Origin of the sequence: Aureimonas altamirensis (genome assembly GCF_001463885.1) — a bacterium.
GTDB lineage: Bacteria > Pseudomonadota > Alphaproteobacteria > Rhizobiales > Rhizobiaceae > Aureimonas > Aureimonas altamirensis.
The window spans coordinates 105,382-127,202 of the sequence record NZ_BBWQ01000024.1 but is presented as its reverse complement, the minus strand read 5'-3'; the positions used below and the strand labels follow the sequence as shown (position 1 = coordinate 127,202).

21 protein-coding genes are annotated in these 21,821 nt (G+C 64.3%); 7 read left to right on the top strand and 14 right to left on the bottom strand.

Features of this window, described 5'->3' with window-relative positions; translation table 11 throughout:
- Window position 1: 1 nt before the first annotated feature.
- From AUL31_RS18385 to AUL31_RS18365, 5 genes are all read right to left on the bottom strand, one after another.
- Window positions 2-1,282, bottom strand: coding sequence for a TRAP transporter large permease (locus tag AUL31_RS18385; RefSeq protein WP_060610011.1), 1,281 nt, complete (start codon window positions 1,280-1,282; stop codon window positions 2-4).
- The gene (locus AUL31_RS18380) at window positions 1,282-1,773 is read right to left on the bottom strand and encodes a TRAP transporter small permease (protein ID WP_060610008.1); all 492 of its coding nucleotides are present in this window, start codon (window positions 1,771-1,773) and stop codon (window positions 1,282-1,284) included. Before AUL31_RS18380 ends, AUL31_RS18385 begins: the two co-directional genes overlap by 1 nt.
- Complete coding sequence (locus tag AUL31_RS18375) at window positions 1,766-2,542, bottom strand: maleate cis-trans isomerase family protein (RefSeq protein WP_060610005.1); 777 nt, start codon at window positions 2,540-2,542, stop codon at window positions 1,766-1,768. The genes AUL31_RS18380 and AUL31_RS18375 overlap by 8 nt, the downstream gene beginning before the upstream one ends.
- The gene (locus tag AUL31_RS18370; RefSeq protein ID WP_060610002.1) at window positions 2,539-3,519 is read right to left on the bottom strand and encodes a TRAP transporter substrate-binding protein; all 981 of its coding nucleotides are present in this window, start codon (window positions 3,517-3,519) and stop codon (window positions 2,539-2,541) included. The genes AUL31_RS18375 and AUL31_RS18370 overlap by 4 nt, the downstream gene beginning before the upstream one ends.
- Before the next feature lie 216 nt (window positions 3,520-3,735).
- The gene (locus tag AUL31_RS18365; protein ID WP_060609999.1) at window positions 3,736-4,653 is read right to left on the bottom strand and encodes a LysR family transcriptional regulator; all 918 of its coding nucleotides are present in this window, start codon (window positions 4,651-4,653) and stop codon (window positions 3,736-3,738) included.
- A 182-nt stretch (window positions 4,654-4,835) separates the two neighbouring features.
- On the opposite strand from AUL31_RS18365, the gene AUL31_RS18360 reads away from it, so the two are divergent.
- Window positions 4,836-5,972, top strand: coding sequence for an alpha-hydroxy acid oxidase (locus AUL31_RS18360; protein ID WP_060609996.1), 1,137 nt, complete (start codon window positions 4,836-4,838; stop codon window positions 5,970-5,972).
- A gap of 24 nt (window positions 5,973-5,996) precedes the next feature.
- Here AUL31_RS18360 and AUL31_RS18355 read toward each other — a convergent pair whose 3' ends face one another.
- The 4 genes from AUL31_RS18355 to AUL31_RS18340 form a co-directional block, all read right to left on the bottom strand.
- Window positions 5,997-6,935, bottom strand: coding sequence for a PDR/VanB family oxidoreductase (locus AUL31_RS18355; protein WP_060609993.1), 939 nt, complete (start codon window positions 6,933-6,935; stop codon window positions 5,997-5,999).
- 5 nt (window positions 6,936-6,940) lie between these two features.
- Entirely contained in the window at window positions 6,941-7,723 is a 783-nt protein-coding gene (locus tag AUL31_RS18350; protein WP_060610218.1) for an MOSC domain-containing protein, read from the bottom strand.
- 75 nt (window positions 7,724-7,798) lie between these two features.
- Window positions 7,799-9,862 carry a prolyl oligopeptidase family serine peptidase gene (locus AUL31_RS18345; RefSeq protein ID WP_073469476.1) on the bottom strand — a complete coding sequence of 688 codons (2,064 nt, stop codon included), beginning with the start codon at window positions 9,860-9,862 and terminating at the stop codon, window positions 7,799-7,801.
- The gene (locus tag AUL31_RS18340; RefSeq protein WP_159439815.1) at window positions 9,859-10,506 is read right to left on the bottom strand and encodes a TetR/AcrR family transcriptional regulator; all 648 of its coding nucleotides are present in this window, start codon (window positions 10,504-10,506) and stop codon (window positions 9,859-9,861) included. Before AUL31_RS18340 ends, AUL31_RS18345 begins: the two co-directional genes overlap by 4 nt.
- A 198-nt stretch (window positions 10,507-10,704) precedes the next feature.
- Between AUL31_RS18340 and AUL31_RS18335 the strand changes: the two genes are divergently transcribed.
- Window positions 10,705-12,501: an ABC transporter ATP-binding protein gene (locus AUL31_RS18335; protein WP_060609984.1), complete on the top strand. Its 1,797-nt coding sequence runs from the start codon at window positions 10,705-10,707 to the stop codon at window positions 12,499-12,501.
- Between the two features lie 15 nt (window positions 12,502-12,516).
- On the top strand, window positions 12,517-13,449 hold the full coding sequence (locus AUL31_RS18330) for a phospholipase D-like domain-containing protein (RefSeq protein ID WP_060609981.1): 933 nt from the start codon (window positions 12,517-12,519) through the stop codon (window positions 13,447-13,449).
- 6 nt (window positions 13,450-13,455) lie between these two features.
- On the opposite strand, the gene AUL31_RS18325 is transcribed toward AUL31_RS18330, so the two are convergent.
- Window positions 13,456-13,875 carry a lysozyme inhibitor LprI family protein gene (locus AUL31_RS18325; RefSeq protein WP_060609978.1) on the bottom strand — a complete coding sequence of 140 codons (420 nt, stop codon included), beginning with the start codon at window positions 13,873-13,875 and terminating at the stop codon, window positions 13,456-13,458.
- Window positions 13,876-14,057: 182 nt separating this feature from the next.
- Here AUL31_RS18325 and AUL31_RS20425 point away from each other — a divergent pair, with 182 nt between their 5' ends.
- On the top strand, window positions 14,058-14,243 hold the full coding sequence (locus AUL31_RS20425) for a hypothetical protein (RefSeq protein WP_143190299.1): 186 nt from the start codon (window positions 14,058-14,060) through the stop codon (window positions 14,241-14,243).
- A 13-nt stretch (window positions 14,244-14,256) separates the two neighbouring features.
- Here the strand turns inward: AUL31_RS20425 and AUL31_RS18315 are convergent, their stop codons facing one another.
- From AUL31_RS18315 to AUL31_RS18300, 4 genes are all read right to left on the bottom strand, one after another.
- On the bottom strand, window positions 14,257-16,461 hold the full coding sequence (locus AUL31_RS18315) for a xanthine dehydrogenase family protein molybdopterin-binding subunit (protein ID WP_060610215.1): 2,205 nt from the start codon (window positions 16,459-16,461) through the stop codon (window positions 14,257-14,259).
- Window positions 16,461-17,462, bottom strand: a complete 1,002-nt coding sequence (locus tag AUL31_RS18310; RefSeq protein WP_060609971.1) for an FAD binding domain-containing protein — start codon at window positions 17,460-17,462, stop codon at window positions 16,461-16,463. Before AUL31_RS18310 ends, AUL31_RS18315 begins: the two co-directional genes overlap by 1 nt.
- Before the next feature lie 3 nt (window positions 17,463-17,465).
- Window positions 17,466-18,092 carry a (2Fe-2S)-binding protein gene (locus tag AUL31_RS18305; RefSeq protein ID WP_060610211.1) on the bottom strand — a complete coding sequence of 209 codons (627 nt, stop codon included), beginning with the start codon at window positions 18,090-18,092 and terminating at the stop codon, window positions 17,466-17,468.
- 107 nt (window positions 18,093-18,199) lie between these two features.
- Window positions 18,200-19,060 (bottom strand): helix-turn-helix domain-containing protein, encoded by an 861-nt coding sequence (locus AUL31_RS18300; protein ID WP_060609967.1) that lies wholly within the window; start codon window positions 19,058-19,060, stop codon window positions 18,200-18,202.
- A gap of 319 nt (window positions 19,061-19,379) precedes the next feature.
- On the opposite strand from AUL31_RS18300, the gene AUL31_RS18295 reads away from it, so the two are divergent.
- The 3 genes from AUL31_RS18295 to AUL31_RS18285 are packed head-to-tail and all read left to right on the top strand — an operon-like array spanning window position 19,380 to window position 21,790.
- Window positions 19,380-20,375: a dihydroxyacetone kinase subunit DhaK gene (locus AUL31_RS18295; protein WP_060610208.1), complete on the top strand. Its 996-nt coding sequence runs from the start codon at window positions 19,380-19,382 to the stop codon at window positions 20,373-20,375.
- Window positions 20,376-20,378: 3 nt separating this feature from the next.
- Window positions 20,379-20,984 carry a dihydroxyacetone kinase subunit L gene (locus AUL31_RS18290; RefSeq protein WP_060609963.1) on the top strand — a complete coding sequence of 202 codons (606 nt, stop codon included), beginning with the start codon at window positions 20,379-20,381 and terminating at the stop codon, window positions 20,982-20,984.
- Between the two features lie 2 nt (window positions 20,985-20,986).
- The gene (locus tag AUL31_RS18285) at window positions 20,987-21,790 is read left to right on the top strand and encodes an IclR family transcriptional regulator (protein WP_060609960.1); all 804 of its coding nucleotides are present in this window, start codon (window positions 20,987-20,989) and stop codon (window positions 21,788-21,790) included.
- The last annotated feature ends 31 nt before the right edge of the window (window positions 21,791-21,821 follow it).

The window sequence follows — 21,821 nt, the reverse complement described above, 5'->3', positions numbered from 1 at the left end:
CTCAGTTCATCAGCGCCGGCAGGGTGGTGGACAGCGCCGGAAACAGCGTCAGGATGATGAGCGCGGCAAACAGCGCGTAGAGGAACGGCATGTTCGCACGCGTGACGTCCCAGACGTCTTCCTTGCCGATCTTGGCGGCCACCAGAAGGGCGATCGCCACCGGCGGCGTGACCTGCCCGATCACCACGGTCATGACGATCAGGACGCCGAAATGCACCAGGTCCACGTCCATCGCCAGAAGCGCCGGCAACAGCACCGGCATGATCATCGGGATGAGCGGATCCAGCACCATCCCCGCTATCAACGCCAGCAGCAGCAGGGCGAAGATGCGCACGGTGACGCTTTCGAAGGGGACCAGCGTATCGATTGCCGATGACAGCGCCGCGGGCACACCGCTTTGCGACAGGGCCCAGCCGAGCGCGGTCGAGAATCCGACCACCATCAGGACTTCGCCCGTCAGGATCACGGAGTCCACCAGCGCCTGCCGCAGCTTCGGCAGTGTCAGGGTGCGGTACACCAAGCCGGCGAGGATGAGGGAATAGGCGACGGCGAAGGCGCCCGCCTCCGTTGCGGTGAAGATGCCGAATACAAGCCCGCCAAGGATCATGGCCGGCATTCCCAGCGGCAGGATCGCATGGACCCCCGTCCGAATGACGCGCGTCCATTCGAAGGAGTTCATCGGCTGCCAGCCGTTGCGCCGGGCGAGGATCGAGATGGTGATCATCAGGATGGCGGCCAGCAGCAGGCCCGGCACCACGCCGGCCAGGAAGAGCGCCCCCAGCGAGGTGCCGGTGACGACGGAATAGAGGATCATCGGAGAGCTCGGCGGTATCAGCACGCCGATGCCTGACGAGGTGGCCGTGACGGCCGCCGCGAATGGGCCCGGATAGCCGTGCGCCTTCAGCTTCGGGATGGTGACGGAGCCGGTGCCCGCGAGATCGGCGACCGATGTGCCGATCATGCCGCCGAACATGACGCTGGCGGCCACGTCGACATGCGCCAGGCCGCCGCGCATCCAGCCCACCAGCGCCGCGCCGAAGTCGAACAGCCGGTCGGCGATGCCGGTGGCATTCATGATGCCGCCCGCCAGGATGAACAGCGGCAGCGTGATCAGGAGGTAGTCCCCGACACCCGCCAGCACCTGTTGCGGCAGGGCCATCGCCCAGCCGCCGGAGAACGCCAGGAACATCAGCACCGATGCGACCAGCGAGATGACGACGGGAAGTCCGAGCAGCACGAGCGCGCACAGGGCGCCCAGCGTTATGGCGGCAAGGCCGAGCATTACAGATCCTCCGGCGCGATCAGGTCGATGATGAATGCAAGCGACATGCCTGCCGCGCAGCCGATGATGCCGCTGATCGGCACTGCCTTGGGAATGCCCAGCAGCGGCGAACGGTCGGCGCCGAAGATGCCCAGATACTGCCAGGTGTACCAGGCCAGCGCGGCCATGGTGACAATGCCGAACAGGTTCTGTGCCACGCGAAGCCGCCGCTGCGCGGTTGCCCCCAGCCGCGAGGTCCAGATGGCGCAGGCGATGAGCCCGTTGCGCAGGGCCGCCACCGTGATGCCGAGGCCGCCGAGCCACATCAGCAAAGACCGGACGATCTCTTCGCTCCACGGCAGCGGGCGCGAGAACAGATAGCGCCCGAGGGAATTGGCGAGCACCAGGACGACGAGCGCGACCAGAAGCGCGATCGCCGCGATCTCCACGACCATCAGGGCGTTGCGCCGCAAGGCGCCGCGCGGGACCGTCAGGGCGACACTGTCAGACATCGGCTTCGAGCCCCGCGAAGAGCTGGCCGTAGCCGGGCTTCGCGCCCTTCACGCCAACGAGATGCAGGCAATGCCAGAACGAGGCCTGAACGGCCGAGATGACGGGCTTGCCCAGCCGCTCTTCCAGCGCGGCGATGGCGCCGACGGTGCGGAAGTTGGTGCAGGACACGAAGATGGCGGTCGCCTCCGGATGGTCGACCGACAGGATGTGGTCGTAGACGCGTTCCAGCGGCACTTCGGCCAGCGCGTGGTCCTCGGTGATATCCAGATGGGCGCCTTTGACGACCTCATGTCCGTTCTCGGACAGGAAGCGGACGGCCCGGTCGTGGATCGCACCGACATAAGGCGTTGCCAGCGCCACCTTGCCGGCCTTCACCTGCCGCAGGGCGGCAAGCGTCGCCGTCGAGGCCGTGGTGACGATCGGCCCGGGCGTCCATGCCCGGATCTTGCGGATCAGGGCCGTGTCGTATGCCGTCCCGTGCAGGAACGAGGCGCTCGTGCCGCCGAAGCATAGAACGTCGATGGGCGGCGCGGCAGCGTGGCGCGCTGCCGTCTCCAGCTCCGGCGCGTTCATCATCTCCTCTATCCCCTCGACCGTCACCTTCGGCAGGCGAATGCGGGCGGTATGGGTGGAGACGCCGGGAGCGGACATGGCCGACATCTCTTCCTCCATCACGACCGAGGACGCGATGTAGATGAGGCCGATCCGCGCGAGGGTGCCGGAGCCGTCGGGCATGAAGCGGGGGTAGCGGGTGGCGACGGCGCTCATGGAAGCAGGCCCTTCACGCTGTCCATGAATTCCGGCGAGACGATCTCGGCGATCTGTGCCCGGACAGGCTCGGCTGCCGTCTGGAAGGCCGCGATGTCCGGCTCGGTGACGGTGACGCCGGCTTCCCGGAACTCACCCACCAGCTTGGCGTCGCTTTCGTCGGACAGGGTCCTTGTGGCCTCGACGCCGGCTTCCGCCGCCGCCTTTACCTGCGCCTTCAGCGTGTCGCTGAGCGCGTCATAGGCCACGCCGTTCATGACCAGCGTAATCGGGGTGTAGATGTGATTGGTCAGCGAGATATAGGGTTGCGCCTCGTGCAGGGAGAATTCCTTGATGACGGACAAGGGGTTCTCCTGCCCGTCGATCACCCCCTGGCGCAGGCCCATGTAGACTTCGCCCAGCGGCAGGTTGGTCGGCACGGCGCCCAGCGTCTGGAACGCCATCATGCGTGTCGGGCTGCTGGGTGTGCGCAGCTTGAGGCCCGACAGGTCCGCCGGAGACTTGACCTCGTGCTTCGAGTTGCTGATGACGCGAACGCCGAGTTCGCCGAAGGCCAGAACCTCCAGGTTTGCCTTTTCCCGCAGCGATGGCGCCATCACGTCGCCGAACTCGCCGTCCAGCGCCTTCCTGGCATCATCCTTGCTGGAAAACAGAAACGGCGTATCGAAGATCGAGAAGTGGGTGTCCAGCGATGCGACACCGTCGGACCCCATCGGGATCACCTCTACCGCACCGGCCCGGATCAACTCGGCCAGCGCGGTTTCATCGCCCAACGAACCGCCGTCGTTGAAGGTGAACGTGACGGCGTCCCCGGCGCTCTCGCTCAAGGCGTCGCGGAAGGTAGACAACATCACATGCGTCGGATCTCCGCTCGTCGTCTCGACGGCAAGGCGCATCTGGGTCTGCGCCAATGCTGCAGAACTCATTATTAGCCCGGCCGTGCAGGAAGCCAGTATCGTCGCGATCAGTGTTTTCATGTCGATCCCCTGGAAGTTTCCAGCCAAGGATCGTTTGCTGCGACTTACGCCTGCAATGGCAAAGCCGTTTAATAATTAAGCATTCATCGATGAATGAGCATCCATAATTTAGGCATTGAACCAAAATCGATGCGTTAAAACCTGTAACTATGCTACGGATAAGGAGACGCTATCATCGTATAGCCATGTGCAAACTAATCCCTGCATAGGCGCGCTCTAACCAGAGGTGCCGCCGCCCGCAAATTCGGCGCGCAGATGGCCGGCGAAAGCCGCAACGGCGGGGCGCATGCCGGATCCCGGCAGATGAAGCAGCATGATCCGCACCGGGGGCAGGTCGTCGCGCAGCGGTATCGTTGCGATGCGGCTGCCATCATAGGCGATCGGCACGGCAGGCAGGACATTGCTGAGGGAAAAGCCACGGCCGTTGCCGACGAGGCCGCGGACCAGTTCGGGAGAGCGGCTGCGAAAGGCGATGTTCGGCTCGACGCCGCAGGCGGCGAACAGGCCCGCGAAATAGTCGCGCGAGTGTGGAAGATCGAGAAGGATGAAGGGATCTTCGGCCAGGTCGCCCAGCCAGACCGCCTTTTCGCCGGCAAGGGGATGATCGGGCATCAGCAGCGCATGGGGAGGCAGCGCAGCCAGCTCATGGGCATGAAGCTCCGGCGGCAACGCATAGTCGTAGCCGATGGCGATCTCCATTCCGCCATCCTGCAGGGCGGAGAGAATCTCGTGATGGTCGCCCTCGATCAGGCTGATCTCGATCTTGGGGAAGGCGCGCGCGAAGCCGTCGATGATGCGCGGCATGTATCGCATGGCAAGGGTTGGAAAGCTGCCGACCACGATCTGGCCGCTGAGCGGGTCGCCCAGCGCGCGCGCGGTTTTCGAGAAGGCCGCTGCATGGACCAGAAGTGGCCTGGCTTCGTCCACCAGCCTGCGGCCCGGCACCGAAAGGGTCATTCCGCGTGCGTGGTGGCGTACGAAGATCTGGACGCCGAGATCGCGTTCGGCCTGCGCCAGCGCCGACGAAACGGACGGTTGGGAAACCTGCAGTCGGCGCGCCGCTTCGGTGACGCTGCCGCAATCTGCGGTCTCCACGATGTAGCGGAGTGTTTTCAGTGAGAGCTGTAGGTCCATCGCCGAACTCTGGAAGCTGCCGGGATCGCGCGCAAGGGTGTCAAAAGGTGAGAGGCCGCGGCTGCGTCGAGCGCCGCTTCGCCGTTCGAAGGTAATTTCGAATTTCCATGCCGGCTTTGGGCAGGCAGGGTTCGGCTCGCCGCCTTTTCCCTGCCAGTCCGGACCATTGCAGTGACCCGAGGATGACCGACCGCCGCAAGACGATCTCGCCGATCTCGTCGCACGACATGCGCAAGCGCGCCCGCTCGCGCATCCCGCGCTTCGCGTTCGATTATGTCGACGGCGCAGCGGGCGAGGAAAACGCCGCATGCCGCAGCCGCGCGGCCTTCGTGCGGACGTGCCTGAGGCCGCGTATCCTGGTCAATTCGGAAATCCGGGCCGACCTGTCGTGCCGCTTTCTCGGCCGGAGCTGGTCGGTGCCGTTCGGCATCGCGCCGCTCGGCCTGCCGGGGTTGGCATGGCCGGGTGCCGATCTTGCATTCGCCCGGGCGGCCGAAGCCTTCGGCGCGCCCTATGTCTGCCCGACGCCGGCGACGCAGACACTGGAGGCTTTGCGCGCGGCGGCACCCACACGCTCGATGTTCCAGCTTTATGTCGGCGCCTCGCCGGACATCACGGAAGACCTGATCGCACGGGCCGAGGCGGCCGGGTTCGATACGCTGCTGGTCACGGCCGATGTACCGCGGCCTGGCAAGCGTCTGCGCGATCTGCGCAATGGCTTCGGCCTGCCGCTCCGGTTCGGTGCGGGCACGCTGCTGGACCTTGCGCGACATCCCGCCTGGGCCATCGCAACCCTTCGCCATGGGGCGCCCCGCCTTGCCAATCTGGCCCCCTATGCCAAGCCCGGTGCCGGCGCGCGCACCTTGGCTCAGGTGATGGCGGCGCAAAGCTCCGGCCGTCTCGACTGGGACGTGTTCGGGCAGATCCGCCGCCGGTGGAAGGGCAGGCTCGTTCTGAAAGGCGTTCTGGATGCAGAGGATGCAGCCCTGGCCGCCGCGGCCGGCGCCGACGCGATCCAGGTTTCCAGCCATGGCGGCCGACAACTGGATGGAGCGCCGGCGCCACTCGACGTGTTGCCTGCGATCCGCGCAGCGGTGCCGGAGGGATTTCCGATCGCGCTGGACGGGGGCGTCCGCTCCGGCGAGGACATACTCAAGGCTCTGGACGCCGGCGCGGACTTCGTCTTCGTCGGGCGGCCGTTCCTGTATGCCGTCGCCGCTTACGGGCCGGAAGGCCCCCGGGCGCTTTTCGATGTCCTGGCAAATGAGCTGGAGGCCGCCATGGCGATGACGGGCCGCAAGGGCCTGTCGCCGGGGTGACGACGGAGCGGCTAGCGATCGCTGCTATAGATCCAGGGTGATCATGTCGCCTGCGGCACGCGACACGCAGGGCGCAAAGTATCGGTTTCGTTCATCCTCGTTGAGGCACAGATCGCGGTGGTCCGGCTCGCCACCCAGCATCGGCACGATACAGGTCCGGCACGTCCCCGTTTCGCAACTCGATTTCGGCTTGTAGCCTTTCTGACGGAATACCTCGACGATGCTCTTGTCGGCCGGAATGTCCACGATTTCGCCGTTGGACGCACGTCGCACCTGGAAGGGCTGATTGCCGAGCGTGCTGACGACGTTGGTGAACTCTTCGGAATGCACCCTGCTGCGTGGCCAGTGAACCGTCAGGGCATAGATATGGTCCATCAGCCCTTTCGGGCCGCAGTAGTAGAGATGCGCCTTGTCCTGCCTTTCGAGGTGTGGCCACACGTCGATACGGCCATCCCTGTCGGAAAAATGCACAGTCACATGGTTGCGGAAGTCCTCGGACAGAAGCTCGGTCAGGTAAGCAGCTTCCTTCGGGCCTTTGGCCAGATACAGCAAACGCCAGTTCTCGTGCCTCTCGCGCCGCATTTTGCGTGCGATCGACAGGATGGGTGTGATCCCGATTCCACCGGCAATCAGCAGATAGCCGGGCGCCGGCACCACCGGAAGGAGATTGATGGGCGCAGATATATCTGCACGCGCTCCGGGTCGAAGACCGTCATGCATGCTCAGCGAACCGCCACGGCCCGTATCTTCGCGCTTAACCGCAATGACGTAGCGATCCCGCTCGGCTTCGTCATTGTTGAGCGAATAGGTGCGAAGATGCCCGCTTGGCGTCGCCACCCTGATATGCGCCCCGGCCGTAAAGGGCGGCAATTGCGCTCCCGGCTCGGCGACGAACTCGAAACGCGTAATCTCGTCCGTCAGATTGTCGCGACGCTTCACGATCACCGGGAAAAGATCATCCATGATGCCTACTCCTCCTCGATGACGACCGTGTCACCTGAGCGGATCTCTCCGCCTTCGATCACTTCCGCGTAGACGCCCATATCGGCATGGCCATAGTGCTGCAAGATCAGTCGCGGCGTCTTGAGGTCGCGCCGCGCCGTTACAGGATTGACTTCCGTTGCCGCACAGCGCCGTGTGCGCTTGATAATCCGCATCCTTGCCGCGCCGATGCGGAAGGTTCTGCCCATGAGGTCCAGTTCGCTGCCGGCTTCCCATCCGCTGAAGTAGATATTTGCACGAAACCGGAGGGGATCGACTGGTGCGCGGATGCGCTGTTCCAGATCGCGCACGGTATCGAGATTGATCAGCGAAACGGCGTTCATCAGTTCTTTCGAGACGACGGACACATCGGTAAACCTGTGGACGCCCGAATAGGCGAAGATGGGCCGCATGCCATCTTCCAGGTCGAACATCCGCGCGATGAAATCCTCGGCCTCGCGGACCGTATTCTCATTCGTCAGCTTCCGGTCGAAGACCACGTGACCCTGAACCGAGATCACCAGATGGCGGCTCACAGGGTCGAACCGTGTTGCAAGGCCGGCAAGCCGTTCCTCCTTCACCAGCACAACGAAGCGATCCTTCGGCAGCGGCTGAGGATCGTGCGGGTCGAAGCCGCTGTCGTGCCGCGCGAAGCCGAACAGGCGATCATCCGGAAACCCTTCGCCGGCACGAAGGACCGCCTTGTCGACACTTTGGGCCGAAAGCCCTTTGACAGGATAGGTGTAGAGCTGTTCGAGCGTTCCGCGCATCGAGGCTGATCCGATAGGCTGGGCTGCAAAATCCATGGTGTGCTCTACAACCGGAACGGACAGACTTCCAGTTGGTCAGCGCTGCCGGTCGTCACTGCCGGCGACCTCCAGTCCCGTCCAGTGCGCTGCAAATGCCCATCGATCGGCCACTTCCTCGATCACCTTGTCGATGGGCTTGCCGGCCCCATGGCCGGCCCGCGTCTCGACGCGCAGAAGGTGGGGCCGGTCTCCGATGTCGGCGGCCTGAAGTGTCGCGACATACTTGAAGGAATGGGCCGGCACGACGCGGTCATCCGTGTCGGCCGTTGTCGTAAGGATCGCCGGATAGAAGGCGCCGTCCCGCACGGTGTGCAATGGCGAGTATGACAGGATGTTGCGGAACTGCGCCTCCACCGAGGGGCTGCCGAACTCCTGAGACCAGAGCAGGCCGCCGGTGAACTGCTCGAAGCGCAGCATGTCCATCACCCCGACGCCGGGAAGCGCCGCGGCGAAAAGGTCGGGCCGCTGGTTGACCACCGCACCCACCAGAAGGCCGCCATTGGACTCACCGTGGATGGCCAGCCCGCCCGGCCTGGCGATGCCTTCGCTTTTCAGGAATTCGGCCGCGGCGATGAAGTCGTCGTAGCTGTTCTGCTTGCGTCCGAGCCGCCCGCCCTCGTGCCAGACCTGGCCGTACTCGCCGCCGCCGCGGATGTTGGCCACGGCGTAGACGCCGCCCTGTTCCACCCAAGCCATGGCGTCGGGCGAATAGAAGGGCACCATCGGAATGCCGAAACCGCCATAGGCCGTCAGCATGGTCGGCGCGGCACCCGTCACATCGGTACGGCGCACCACGAAGATCGGCACGCGCGTGCCGTCCCTGGAGGTGTAGAAATGCTGTTCGACATGGATGCGGTCCAGATCGACCTTCGCGTCGGGCTTCGCCCAGACGGTGCGCGTGTTGGTGGCGACGTCGTAACGATAGATGCTCGTCGGGGCGTCGTGGCTGGTGAACAGGAAGAAGGCCTCGTCGTCGCCGGGCCGGCCGTGGAAGGCGCCCGCGCTGCCGATGCCCGGCAGGTCCACCGCCTTGTCGGGCGTGCCGTCGAGCCGAAAGCGCTCGACTTCGGTCTTGGCGTCGACGGAGTAGGCGACGAGCAGGCGATCGCCCACCAGCGACGCATGGCGCAGGACGCGATCCTTGTGCTCAGGGATCAGTTCGACGAACACGGGATCGGGGTCGTTCAAATCCACCGTCACGAGCCTGCCGCGCTCGGCGCCGTCCTCGGTGACGAGGTAGAGCGTCGTCGACTGGTTGCCGGCCAGCGTCCAGAGTGTGTCGAAGCCGTCGACCAGGGAACGCACCATCCATTCGGAAGACGAAAGGTCCACCACCGAGAGGGCCGCGCCGCCCTGGAGAGCCGTGGTGTAGATCAGAAGGTATCGGCCGTCCGGCGTCGTCTCTATCGTATGGATGAGCGGCAGCTCGTGCTGCGGCGCGTGGACAAGGCGATCCTGCGCCTGCGGGGTGCCGAGCCGGTGAAAGTAGACTGCGTGGTCGCGCACCACCGCCTCGAAGCCGGTGTCCGCCGTTGGGGCAGGGTTGCGCGCATAGAAGAAGCCGTCCTTCGCCCAGGCCATGCTGGTGAAGCGGGCCCAACGGATCTCGTCTTCCATGATGGCACCGCTGTCGACATCCAGAACGCGGATCGTGCGCCAGTCCGCGCCATCTTCCTGGACGGCATAGGCAAGGTGCGTTCCATCCTGCGATGGCGCCCATTCGGCAAGTGCGCTCGTGCCGCCTTCGGACCATGCGTTCGGGTCGATCACGACGCGGTCGATGCCGTCACCGGCCTCGCGGAGGTAGAGAATGGATTGGGCCTCCAGCCCCGCGTTTCGCGTGAAGAAGTAGCGTGAGCCGCGCTTCTCCGGCGTCGAGAGCCGTTCGTGATCGTAGAGCGCGGTCAGCCGCGCGTGAAAGATCGCGCGCCCCGGCAGGCTTGCCAGATAGGAAGCGGACAGGGCGTTTTGCGCATCGACCCAAAGGGCCACGTCGGTGTCGCGCCGGATGTCGTTTTCGAGCCAGCGATAGGGGTCGGCAATGGTGGTGCCGAAACGCACGTCCGACACATCCACCTGTTTCGTCGCGGGATAGTTCATGGGTCTTGCCTCATCTGCAAAGCACCGTCCGATACAGGGTCGCAAAACCCCGGAGCGCTCACCGCGCGAATGGACGTGGCCAGTTGTTCCGCAATTTCGTCCGGCTCGTAGAGCTGACCGTCATTGATGGCGGCTGATGCGATCGTCTCGTCCACGATGCGCAGCGCGGCCATCGCCGCTGCGGCAGACAGCCTGACCTCGAGATTTCTGATCGACCGGTCCAGCCGATCGGCGACGACTTCGACCATCCCGGTCTCGGCTTGCGCACTTGCCATCAGATAGGCCGAGCGAAGCGGCGGCTCCCGGTCGAACCGCGACACGAGGCGCGCTGCGGCAACTGCGTCGCGGATCTCTTCATCCGTCCGGTACATCGTGCCGATCACCTCACGCAGATACGTTTCCAGCGAGATGCTTTTCGGCCAGCGGCGCAGTTGATCGACGAACCGATAGCTCGTCAGCAGAAACAGGGGCTCGACGCACGCTTCCTTGGACCTGAAGTAACGCCAGACAGTGCGTTTGGAGATCCCGGCGGCCGCTGCGATGTCGTCGCCGCTGGTTGCCTCGAAACCCTTTTTCCAGAACAGCTCCGCCGCATGGCGGGAGACCGCCAGCCGCGCTTCGTCCAGTTTGCTTCGCTCAGTCATCGTCATACTCTGTCACCAAGTGACTACTGATATGTCACTTAGTGACACACCCGTCAAGGTTGTCTGCGGCGCGATGGCTGGTCGGGTTCGATCTCCTTCTTTACCAATTCGCTGCGGCTTGCTTAAAGTCGTGCGACGTATCGCATCCCCGCATTCCTGACCTTCACCAACCGAGCCCGCCCAGGGAGATAATGGTTCATGACCCGTCTTTTGCGGGAGATGCTCTTTCCCTATCGCTGGCGCCTGCTGATCGTTCTGCTGGCCATGCTGGTCGAAATCGCCATGAGCCTCGCCGCTCCGTGGCCGCTGAAGATCGTGATCGACGATGCACTCGGCCATCACGCGCTGCCGGCGTGGCTGAGCTGGGCTCATGATCTGGGCATTCCGCGAGATGCGATGGGGGTTGCCCTGTTTGCCGGCTTGGCGACGCTTGTCATCGCTCTTCTTGGGGGCGTGGCCACCTATATCGACAGCTATTACACAACCAGCATCGGGCAGTGGGTCGCAAACGATCTTCGCATCCGCATCTACGAGCACCTCAACAGGCTGTCGTTGCGATATTACGATACCGCCAAGACCGGCGCCCTGATTTCCACCATAACGACCGATGTCGATACGGTTCAGGACTTTGCGTCATCGTCGGTACTGGATATCCTGGTCGATATCGTCACGATCGTCTTCATGATCGGGATCATGTTCTGGCTCGACTGGGATTTTACGCTGATTGCGGTCGGCGTCACACCATTTCTCCTTATTTTCCTGTCGCGATTCCGGAAGGCCGTGAAAAGCATCACGCGCATCGTGCGGGTGCGGCAGGCGGAAGTTCTGTCCGTTGTGCAGGAGGGGCTCGGCTCCGTGCGGGCCGTCACCGCATTCGGCAGGCAGGATATGGAGCTTGCCCATCTGGAGGCCGCCAGCCATGCCACGGTCGAGGCGGCGTTGCGGGCGCGCAAGGTGAAGTCCCTGATGTCGCCGCTGGTTGCGATCGTCGTGGCGTTCTGCACCGCGATCGTTCTTTGGCGGGGGACGGCCCTGATCGTGGCCGGCGTGATGACGGCGGGCGCGCTGACGGTGTACCTTGCCTATCTCGCGAAGTTCTTCAAGCCGGTCCAGGATCTGGCCAGCATGACGGCGACGGTCGCGCAGACGACGGTCGCGATCGAGCGGATACAGGCGATCCTGGCGGCCGACGACGTGATCGAAGAGCGCGCCGACGCGCGCGAGCCCGGAAGCCTGAGCGGCGCCATCGAGCTTCGCGACGTGACGTTTGGGTATACGAAAGAAGACCTTGTGCTGCGCGGGGTCTCGTTCTCGGTGGAGCCGGGGCAGGTCGTCGGGATCGTCGGGCCTACCGGCTCCGGGAAATCGACCGTGTTGAGCCTGATCCCACGCTTCTATGACGCTCACAGCGGGACGATCATGATCGACGGCAGCGACGTTGCCGACCTGAAGCTCACCAGTTTGCGGTCGCAGATCGGGTTCGTGCTGCAGGAGACCGTTCTGTTCCGGGGCACCATTCGCGACAACATCGCCTATGGCCGGCCGGATGCCAGCCCCGAGGAGGTCATCGAGGCGGCCCGGATCGCGAACGCCCACGAGTTCATCGAGCGCATGCCCCAGGGGTACGACTCCCTCGTCGGCGAACGCGGCGACACGTTGTCCGGTGGCCAGCGTCAACGTATCGGCATTGCGCGGGCGGTAATCCGCAACAGCCCCATCATGATCCTCGACGAGCCGACAGCGGCGCTCGATACGGAGTCCGAGCATCTCGTGATGGAGGGCCTGGCCCGTTTGATGGAGGGCCGCACCGTGATTATGATCGCGCATCGGTTGAGCACGGTCAGCAATGCAGACAAGATCGTGGTCTTGAAAGAGGGTGTCGTTGCGGAACAAGGGTCGGGCGCCGAGCTTCTGGCACTTGGCGGCCTCTATGCCGAGCTGCATCGCGTTCAGAACGACCCGACCAACGAGCGAAGCATTTCGCGAACCAATTGAGGGTGGATAGGCACAGTGTCCCGCAAACTCATCGTTCTACCGGACGACACCGCCGACGCTATCATCAAGCCGATCGCGGAAGCGTCGAAGAGCATCGATATCCGCATGTTCGTGTTCACGAGCCGGCCGCTGCTGCATGCGGTCACCTCTGCACAACGGCGCGGCGTGACGGTCCGCGTGATGCTGAACCCCGCCAGGCGAAACGGTGTCTGTGAGAACGAGGAGGCACGCCGTGCGCTGGAGGATGCCGGCGTGCAGGTTCGCGACAGCAGCCCGGACTTTGCCCTGACGCACCAGAAATCGATGGTGATCGACAGCGAGATCGGGTTCGTGAAATCGCTGAACTGGGACGATCGAAACCTGACCGAAACGCGCGACTATGTGGTCTCGACCAGGGATCATTCGGAAGTGTCCGAAATGGTCCAGTGCTTCGAGTGCGACTGGGCGCGTGAACCCTTCGAGCCGGCACACAATTCAAGCCTGATCTGGTGCCCGAACAACGGGCGTGCGCGATTGGCCGCCTTCATCGACGGCGCCAAACACTCTCTTTGGGTGCAGAACGAGCGCTATCAGGACATGGTCATCATCGAGCGGATCGTGCGGGCCGTCCAGCGGGGCGTGCAGGTTCATATCATGGCGAAGCCGCCGCACAAGCTGAAGGCTCAGCAACTCGTCGAGGCCGTGGGCGGCTTGCGCATACTGCAGGATGTCGGCGCAAAGGTCCGGCAACTGCGTCATCTGAAACTGCATGGGAAGGTGCTGGTCGCAGATGGCTCGCGGGCTATCGTCGGTTCGATCAACCTTGCGCCGGGCAGCTTCGACAGCCGCAGAGAGCTTGCGATCGAGACGGACGGCAAGCACGTCCTGGACCGGCTGATAACCGTGTTCGATCATGACTGGCACCATGCACACGAGCTGGACCTGTCCGATGAAAGCCTGCTGGCATGACACCAATCACTTCGCGCTGTATCTCTCGGTCAACTCGCTCGTGCGCTGCGTCGTCATCGTCAGCACGCAATCCTGCTGTGCCGCAGTGGTGCCACTGCCATTGTGCCACTCGGCGCCGATAAGCTCGAACTTGCAGTTCGCATCGCGGTAGGCAACCCAGGCGCGTTCGGCGGCGATCAGGTCGTTCTTCCAGGTGGCCTTGTCCGCAGCAGCCGTATCCGGATCACCGGCAATAAAAGCCTCGGCCTGCTGGTAGGCTGCGTTCAACGCATCATTGGCGGTCGCAAGGGCATCATTCAGGCAGTTTTCCGCTTCGTACCCCCCATACTGATCGCACGTCGAGGAGGATTGCGCGTGTGCGGGCACGGCCGCGATAGCCATCATGATTGCAGAGCCGATAGCTGCGGCATGGGAGATGGAATGCATCACGCGATCCTTTTGCCTTCTGTTTCACAAGACGCTTGCTATGGAATGTAGATCGGCGGCGTAAGCTCCGTCGTGCATTGTTTTTCGATGCGGTCATCGCTCCGGGTCTGCAGCCGTGCGACAATCCGGCATCGAACCAGCCGATTTCCAAAGTCGTTAGCGACCTATCGAAGGAGGTCGTGATGGCACTGGCAGGCTATATCGTTCGCATCAAACAGGATGGTCATCTGGTTTGGGAAGCTGAAGCATCCTGGCCTGAAGATGAACCCTCCGGCCAATATTTGAATGATGTTCTCGATGTCTGGGAAGCGGAAAAAGGCGCTGTGCAGATGGGCGTCTTCGAAGTCGATTACGAGCGGTTGAGCTGATCGTCCCGGCAGCTCAGAGCATGTCCTCGATGCGGATCGGCAGGCTGCGATGCCGCCGCCCCGTGGCATGATGGATTGCGTTTGCGATCGCCGCGCCGACGCCGGTCATGGCCACTTCTCCAAGGCCCTTGGCTCCGAGCGTGTTGAGGGTGGGGTCGGGCTCGTCCACGAAATGGACCTCGATGTCGCCGATATCGGCGTTCACCGGCACGACGTACTCGGCAAGATCGGCGTTCAGGAAGCCGCCATGGCGCGGATCGACTTCGCTGATCTCCATCAGCGTGCCGCCGATACCGCCCACGACGCCGCCGCGAACCTGGCTGGCGGCGGTGACCGGGCTGACGACACGGCCGCAATCGGCAACGCTGACGACCCTGGGAATGCTGATCCTGCGCGTGCTCCGTTCGACCCGCACCTCGATGAAATGGGCGATATAGCTCATGGCCACGAAATCCGGGAAGACGGGCCCGGACGCGGCCGGAAGCCCCGTCACCAGCCGCTCATAGACGGCGTCGGGCTGACCCGGGGCCTTGCTGCGCGCTTCCGACGAAATCCGGGTCATGCCGGCGCGGCGCAGCACCGCGTCGATGCCGGACCCATCGGCCCCGGCGCCGATGCGGCGGACCTCCTCGTCCAGAGCATCCATGGCCGCTTCCACTGCGGGGATCGCCGTTGCCGTGCCCCACGACCCCGCAGTCAGGTGCGGAGCCGCGCCACGCGTCTCGCCCAGCACGAGGTCCACGCGGCCCGGCTCTATACCCAGCCGCCGCGACACGACGTTGGCGACCACCGTGCGCAAACCCTGGCCCATCTCGTGGCCGGATACGCTGACGACGACGGCACCGTCCGCATGCACCTCGATCGTGGCGATCGCCGGGGCGACAGCCGCCTTGTAGGCGCCGCAGGCAACGCCCCAACCGATCAGCTCGCCATTTTCCCCTGACATGGAGCCGGCCGCCATCTGTCGCCGCGACCAGCCGAAGCGTTCGGCGCCGATGGTCAGGCATTGCGCCAGGAACCGCGAGGTGAAGGGACGTCCGGTGAGCGGATCGGCCGTCGCATCATTGGCCAGCCGCAGCGCGACCGGGTCGCTCGACAGCGCGTAGGCCAGTTCGTCGATCGCGGTTTCGAAGGCAAAGGTGCCGGAATGCTCGAAGGGCGCACGCATGTAACCGGGAGTCTGGACATCGGTCCGGACGAGTCGTTCGCTGCCCCGGAAGTTCGCGATGCCATGCAGCCTCGCGGTGATACTCGCCGTCGAACTGGCGAACAGGTCATGGCGCGATGTCTGCTGGTCCACCTCGTGGACGGCTCCGACGATATGGCCGTCCCTGGTTGCTCCGAGCCGCACGCGATGCCTTGCTGCCGGCCGAAAGCTTGCCGTATGGAAGATCTGCTCCCGGGTCATGACCAACTTCACCGGCCGGCCGAGACGGCGTGCCGCAACCGCCGCAAGGAAAGTCTGCGACTGCATGGAGTTCTTCTGCCCGAATCCGCCACCGGCATGGGGAGAGATGATCTCCACCAGGGCCGAGTCGATGCCGAACTGGCGGGCCAGCCCGTGCTGGATGGCCCCGGCATTCTGCGTCCCCTCGTGGACGACCAGCCGCTCGCCCTGCCAATGCGCCACGGTCGAGATCAATTCGATCGGGTTCTGATGCTGGGCGTGGAAAACATAGGAAGCGTCGACCTGCACGGCCGCGCTATGGATCGCGGCATCCGCATCTCCGACGATCTTGTCGCCGAACGCTTCCTGCGGCAGCGGCGACCCTTGTTGGGCGACGATATCCTCGTCCGACGCTGCGTCGATGAGCGCCTGGAACGCTTCGGTATCGTAGATGACATCCAGCGCGTCGGCCGCTTGCATGGCCGCTTCGAGCGTATCGGCCACGACCACGGCGACCGGTTGGCCCTTGTACCCGATCTTTCGGGTCGCCAAGGGCTGGATGCTTTGAAACCCGTAGCCCTGTCCCGCCAGGATGAACTGCGCAGGTTCAACGATTTCGATATCCTCATGGGTCAGGATCAGGCGCACGCCGGGAACGGCAAGGGCCATATCGGTTGCGATCGACCGGATCGACCCCCGCGCGATCTTCGCCGTGGCCAGTACCGCATGAACCATGCGCGGCAGCGCGCGGTCGGTGCCGTAGATGGCGCGACCGCGGACCTTGTCTTGCGCATCGACACGCGCGATCGGGGCGAAGCCGGGTCCCGTCATCATCCGTTCCTTTCGGCCGCAGTCATGAGCGCGTCGGCGACTGTCTGCCGGCCGAGCTCGATCTTGAAGGCGTTGTGTCGGCCGGGCCGCGCATCGGCAAAGGCCATCTCCCCGGCGGCCAAGGCTGCCGCGCGATCGAGCGGACGCCCGGCAAGCAACGTTTCGGCCGATCGGGCGCGCCACGGGCGTGTCGCGACTCCACCGAGCGCGATGCGTGCCTCGCGCACCGTACCGTCGGCTGCGATATCCAGCGCGACCGCGGCCGAAACCAGGGCGAAGGCGTACGACTTCCGATCCCGGATCTTCAGGTAGGTCGAGCGTCCCGCCCAGGCGGCCGGGGGCACGTGAATTGCCAGGATGAGTTCGTCGGCGGCAATGATCGTGTCGCGGTCCGGGGCATCGCCTGGCTCGCGGTAAAGGCTTTCCACGGGCAGAAGCCTTGTCCCGCCTGGGCCGGCAAGTTCGACGGATGCGTCGAACGCCACAAGCGCCACGGCGAAGTCTCCCGGATAGACCGCCCGGCAGTCCTGGCTGCCGCCGAGCAGGGCATGGCCCCTGTCGATGCCGTCGATTGCCGAGCAACCGCTGCCCGACACGCGTTTATTACAGGCATAGGGAGCGCCGGCCCGGAAGTAGGCGCAGCGCGTTCGCTGCAAAAGGTTTCCGCCAAGGCTCGCCATGTTGCGCAATTGCTGCGATGCGGCAAGCGAAAGAGATTCCGCAATGGCGGGATAGTTGGCCTGGACGGCCGCGTCGGCCGCGACGTCGCTCATCCTGGCAAGGGCACCGAGACGCAGTCCGCCGGGGTCTTGGGCTTCGATGAAAGCCAGATTCGACAGGCCATTGATGTCGATGATCGCATCGGGTCGTTCGGCCCCGAGTTTCATCAGGTCGTAGAGCGTCGTCCCGCCGGACAAGAGCTTCGCCCTGCCGTCGGAGGCGGCCAGGCGTCGGATCGCATCCGCGCTCGAGGCGGCACGAGAATAGGCGAAAGGTTGCAACGCTCAGGCCTCCTGCATCTGCGGCGCGGCCTGCTGAATGGCTGCGACGATACCTGCATAGGCGCCGCAGCGGCAGATGTTGCCGCTCATATATTCGCGGATCCTCTCGGAGGAGGTGGCATTGCCTTCGTTCACGCAGGCAATGGCCGCCATGATCTGGCCGGGGGTGCAATAGCCGCACTGCAGGGCATCATTGTCGATAAAGGCCTGCTGCATGGGGTGGAGTGGGCCGTCGCCGGGGGCGATGCCCTCGATCGTCGTGACCGCGCGGCCCTCGAGCTGCGCCGCCAGGGTCAGGCAGGCCGCGACACGCCGCCCGTCGACATGAACGGTACAGGCCCCGCACTGGCCATGGTCGCAGCCCTTTTTGGAACCGGTCAGCCCGAAGACTTCGCGAAGCATGTCCAGGGCCGAGCTGCGCACGTCGAGCGCAATTCTGTGGGATACGCCGTTGATGGTGACCGACAGATCCGTCATGGCGGACACAGCGGCATTCGCCGCGGCGCCTGCCTCGCCCGGCGTGGCGAGCGTGCCGGCCACAGCCGCGGTTGCCGTGCCGACCATCAGGTCGCGCCGATTGAGCACAAGCGGGGACGATGGGTCGAACGGTCGGGGATTGTCTGGATCCATGGGAACGTCCTTGTCGACGGGGGCGTCGGTGCGGGCGTTCATTGGAAACGAAGCAGGCCTCTGCGTCTCTCGCGATCCTGCGGGACGCCTATCGCGGTATTGCCGGGTCAGGCCGTGCGTTCGTGCCGGTAGCCTAGCGGCGTCACACCGTACCTGCGGCGGAAGGCGACACCGAAATGGGTGGGGTTCGAGTATCCGCATTCCAAGGCGATGGAAATGACTGACATTTGCGATCCGGCCAGCAGGATGCAGGCATGTTCCATCCGCAGCCGCGTCATCCTTTGCAAGGGCGTTTCGCCCCAGTTGCGCTTGGCGATCCGGATAAGCTGGAAGGTGCCGCAGCCGGCAACGCGCGCGAGGTCATCGAGCGTGACCCGTTCGGCAAGGTGCGCGCGCATATAGGCGTCCGCATGGCGCAGGGTCGCCGCACCCTCGTCGCTCCGTGCAGGCGACAGCGGCGTGGCGCCGTGGCGGAACAGGATATGGGATGCCAGCCAGTGGCCCGCCGAGGCGGCGTAGAGCTCGTCAGCGCCGTCGGCGAGGGCGCTTTCCAGGGCAATCATGGCGGTTTCGACGGTGGTGTCCTTCATGCGCAGGCGACTGGGAAAGGACAAGTTTTCCCCATGCCGGTTGCCGGCTGAGGCAATCGCGCCGTTCAGCATCTCCTGCGGTAAATGAAGGTGCAATGTCTCGTGCGGCTTCTCGCCATACCACCGGAGCCGGTCATGCTCTCCGGGCGGGGTCATTCCCAGATCGCCGGCCCGAAAGGTGGCATGGTTCCAACGGCCCGCTGAAAGGCTTTCGATCTTGCAGGTTCCGCGCCGCACAAGCACGATGACGGCGTTTCGGGAGGGCTCGAGTTCGAGGTCCTCGACCGTAAGCGGCTCGCGATACCGGCGCAGGAGTATGGATGTCCACCCGCGCCCGGCGCTGCATCCGAGCAGCTTTCCGGGAAGGGCGCGGGACATGCCCTCTGCCCATCCTGAGCCTGCGGATTCCGGTGTGGGGACCGTGTCCATCCTGCTCCCGAACCTTTCTACCCTGTCGCGGCCGGCGGCAGAGCGCCGCCGTGTCACCGACCCAGGACCGCAATCGCGTGGGACTGGCTGTCCCGAACTTCGGACGGCTGAAGCCGTCAACTTGGATGCCATCCCTTCGAGGCCGTTTTTTGCCGGAGCAAATCAGAATTTCGGCATTGCGAGAGCAAGGGCAATTGCAAAAGTTAGACTTGATGTCCGAATAGCGAACATCTACGGATGGCGTTCGTCCATGCGATCGGAGTTCGGTATGAAGAAGCTTATCAATTCGTCGGATACCTACGTCGATGACGCCCTTGCCGGAATGGTGGCTGCCAATCCGGGTATGGTATTGGCAGGCGAAGGTAGACGGGTCGTCCGCCGCGCAGGTGATCCGGCGCCTTCCAAAGTGGGTATCGCGTCCGGTGGCGGATCGGGACATCTGCCGCTCTTCGCCGGCTATGTTGGCGAGGGCCTTCTCGATACGTGCTCGGTTGGTAACGTCTTCGAGGGGCCGAATCTCGCCTCCTGCATCGATGCGATCCGAATGGCCGACGCTGGTGCAGGTGTGCTGGTTCTGTTCGGCAATTACGGCGGCGACCGGATGAACTTTTCGATGGCCGTCGAGATGCTGGAAGACGAGGGGATCCGCACCCGGACGGTACTCGGTACCGACGATATCGCCAGTGCGCCGCTGGAAGAGTCCGGCAAGCGCCGCGGCGTTGCCGGTCTGATCTACGCCTACAAGGTTGCGGGTGCCGCCGCAGCCGCCGGCCTCGAGCTCGACGAGGTTGCCCGCCTGGCGCAGAAGGCCGTGGACCATACGCGCACCATCGGGGTGGCGCTGCGCTCATGCCATGTGCCGGGGGCATCCGCGCCCAATTTCGTCATCGAGGATGATGAGGTCGAGATGGGAATGGGAATCCACGGCGAGCCCGGTATCTGGCGCGGCAAGTTGAAGCCTGCACACGCGCTGGCCGAAGAGATGGTGGACCGGTTGATCGCGGAACTCGGCCAGGTGCCAGGCCAGGCTGTCGGCGTACTGGTGAATGGGCTTGGTGCCACGCCGCTCGATGAACTCTTCATCCTTTATGGCGAAGTCGCCAAACGTATCGAGGCCGCAGGCATGCGGATCCGACGGCCCATGGTCGGCAACTACGTGACGTCCATGGAAATGGCCGGGACATCGATCAGCCTCATCGCGATCGACGATGAGTTGGAGCCCCTCCTTGCTGCGCCGGCCAATTGCCCCTTCTGGAAGGTCTGAACCATGGTCCTGACGAGCAATTCCGTTCATGCGGCGGTCGACAATATCGCCCGCGCGCTGCCGGCCATCGAAGCTGAGTTGAACCGGGCCGACAGCAGGCTGGGAGACGGCGACACCGGCACCATGCTGGCTCGCGTCGTTGGCGCCATCCAGAGGGAAGCGCCCGCAGACGGCGCCGAGCTCGGCGCTACGTTTTCTGCCTATGCCCGGGCGACGGCCGGCGCGACGGGCTCCAGCCTCGGCACGCTGATCGCGACGGCTTTCATGACGGCGGCACGCGCCACGAAGGGCCGAACGGAGCTTCCTGTGTCCGAACTCGGCGCGATCCTTTCGTCCGCGCGCGATGCCATGGCGGCTCGCGGTGGCGCCGCGCTGGGTGACAAGACTGTCCTTGATTCGCTCGATGCGCTTGCACAGGCCGTCGATGGTCACGGTGACGGGCCCGGATTGGGGGCGGTGGCGCAAGCAGCCGCCCACGATGCGCTCGAGGCCTTTCGGGGGCGTCCCAACAAGATCGGCCGTGCCCGAATGTTCGCGGATGCTTCCAAGGGGCAGGACGATCCCGGTATGCTGGCAGTCTTGAGAATTATGGAAGCGATCGGGAGATAGAGTTGACGGGCGATCCAAAATCCTTGGTCGAGACGGGGCGCAGCGAAGCATCGGGGCAGATGCTGTCCTACTTCAAGATGATGGCGGTGCTCGAGTGCTTTTCGCGCAGCGACAAGGCGCTGTCCGTCCTGCAGATCTCAAAGCGGATCGATCTGCCGCGCACGACCGTGCACAGGCTTGTCAGAACGCTCTGCACTCTAGGCCTTCTGGAGCAGGACCGGGACAGGGAGCGGTACCGTCTGGGCCTCAAGCTGTTCGAGCTCGGAAACACCGTGCTCGCCAACATGGACGTTCAACGCGAGGCGGCGGAAAGCATAACCACCCTCTCCAACAAGACCGGGTTGTCAGTCCATCTGGGCGTCTTCGACGGGCACGGCATCATCATGGTAAGCCGGCACGATTCCCGCGGGTTGAACAATCTCATTACACTTGAAAGTGCTGCGGCCCATTGCAGCGCAACGGGAAAGGCCGTGCTGGCGCATCAAAGCGACACGGTCGTCGAGCGCGTCATCAGCCAGGGTCTGCCGGCTTTCACCGCCCATTCCATCACCGACCCGGAGGCCCTGCGCCAAGAGCTGCGAAAGACCCTGGAGCGCGGCTACTCGATCGACGACATGGAATATGAGGAGTGGCGGCGCTGCGTTGCCGCGCCGATCTGGAACGCAAGCGGACGCATCTTCGCCGCCATCAGCGTCACCGGCGACAAGGCACGCTTCGACGACAAGACGATTCCCGGCTTTGCCGAGCTCGTGAAGCAGCAGGCGCGGCTCATCTCCATGCGGCTGGGTGGCGAGGGAAGCCGCTGATCGCAGACAGCCTTTGTCATTGACCGTGAAC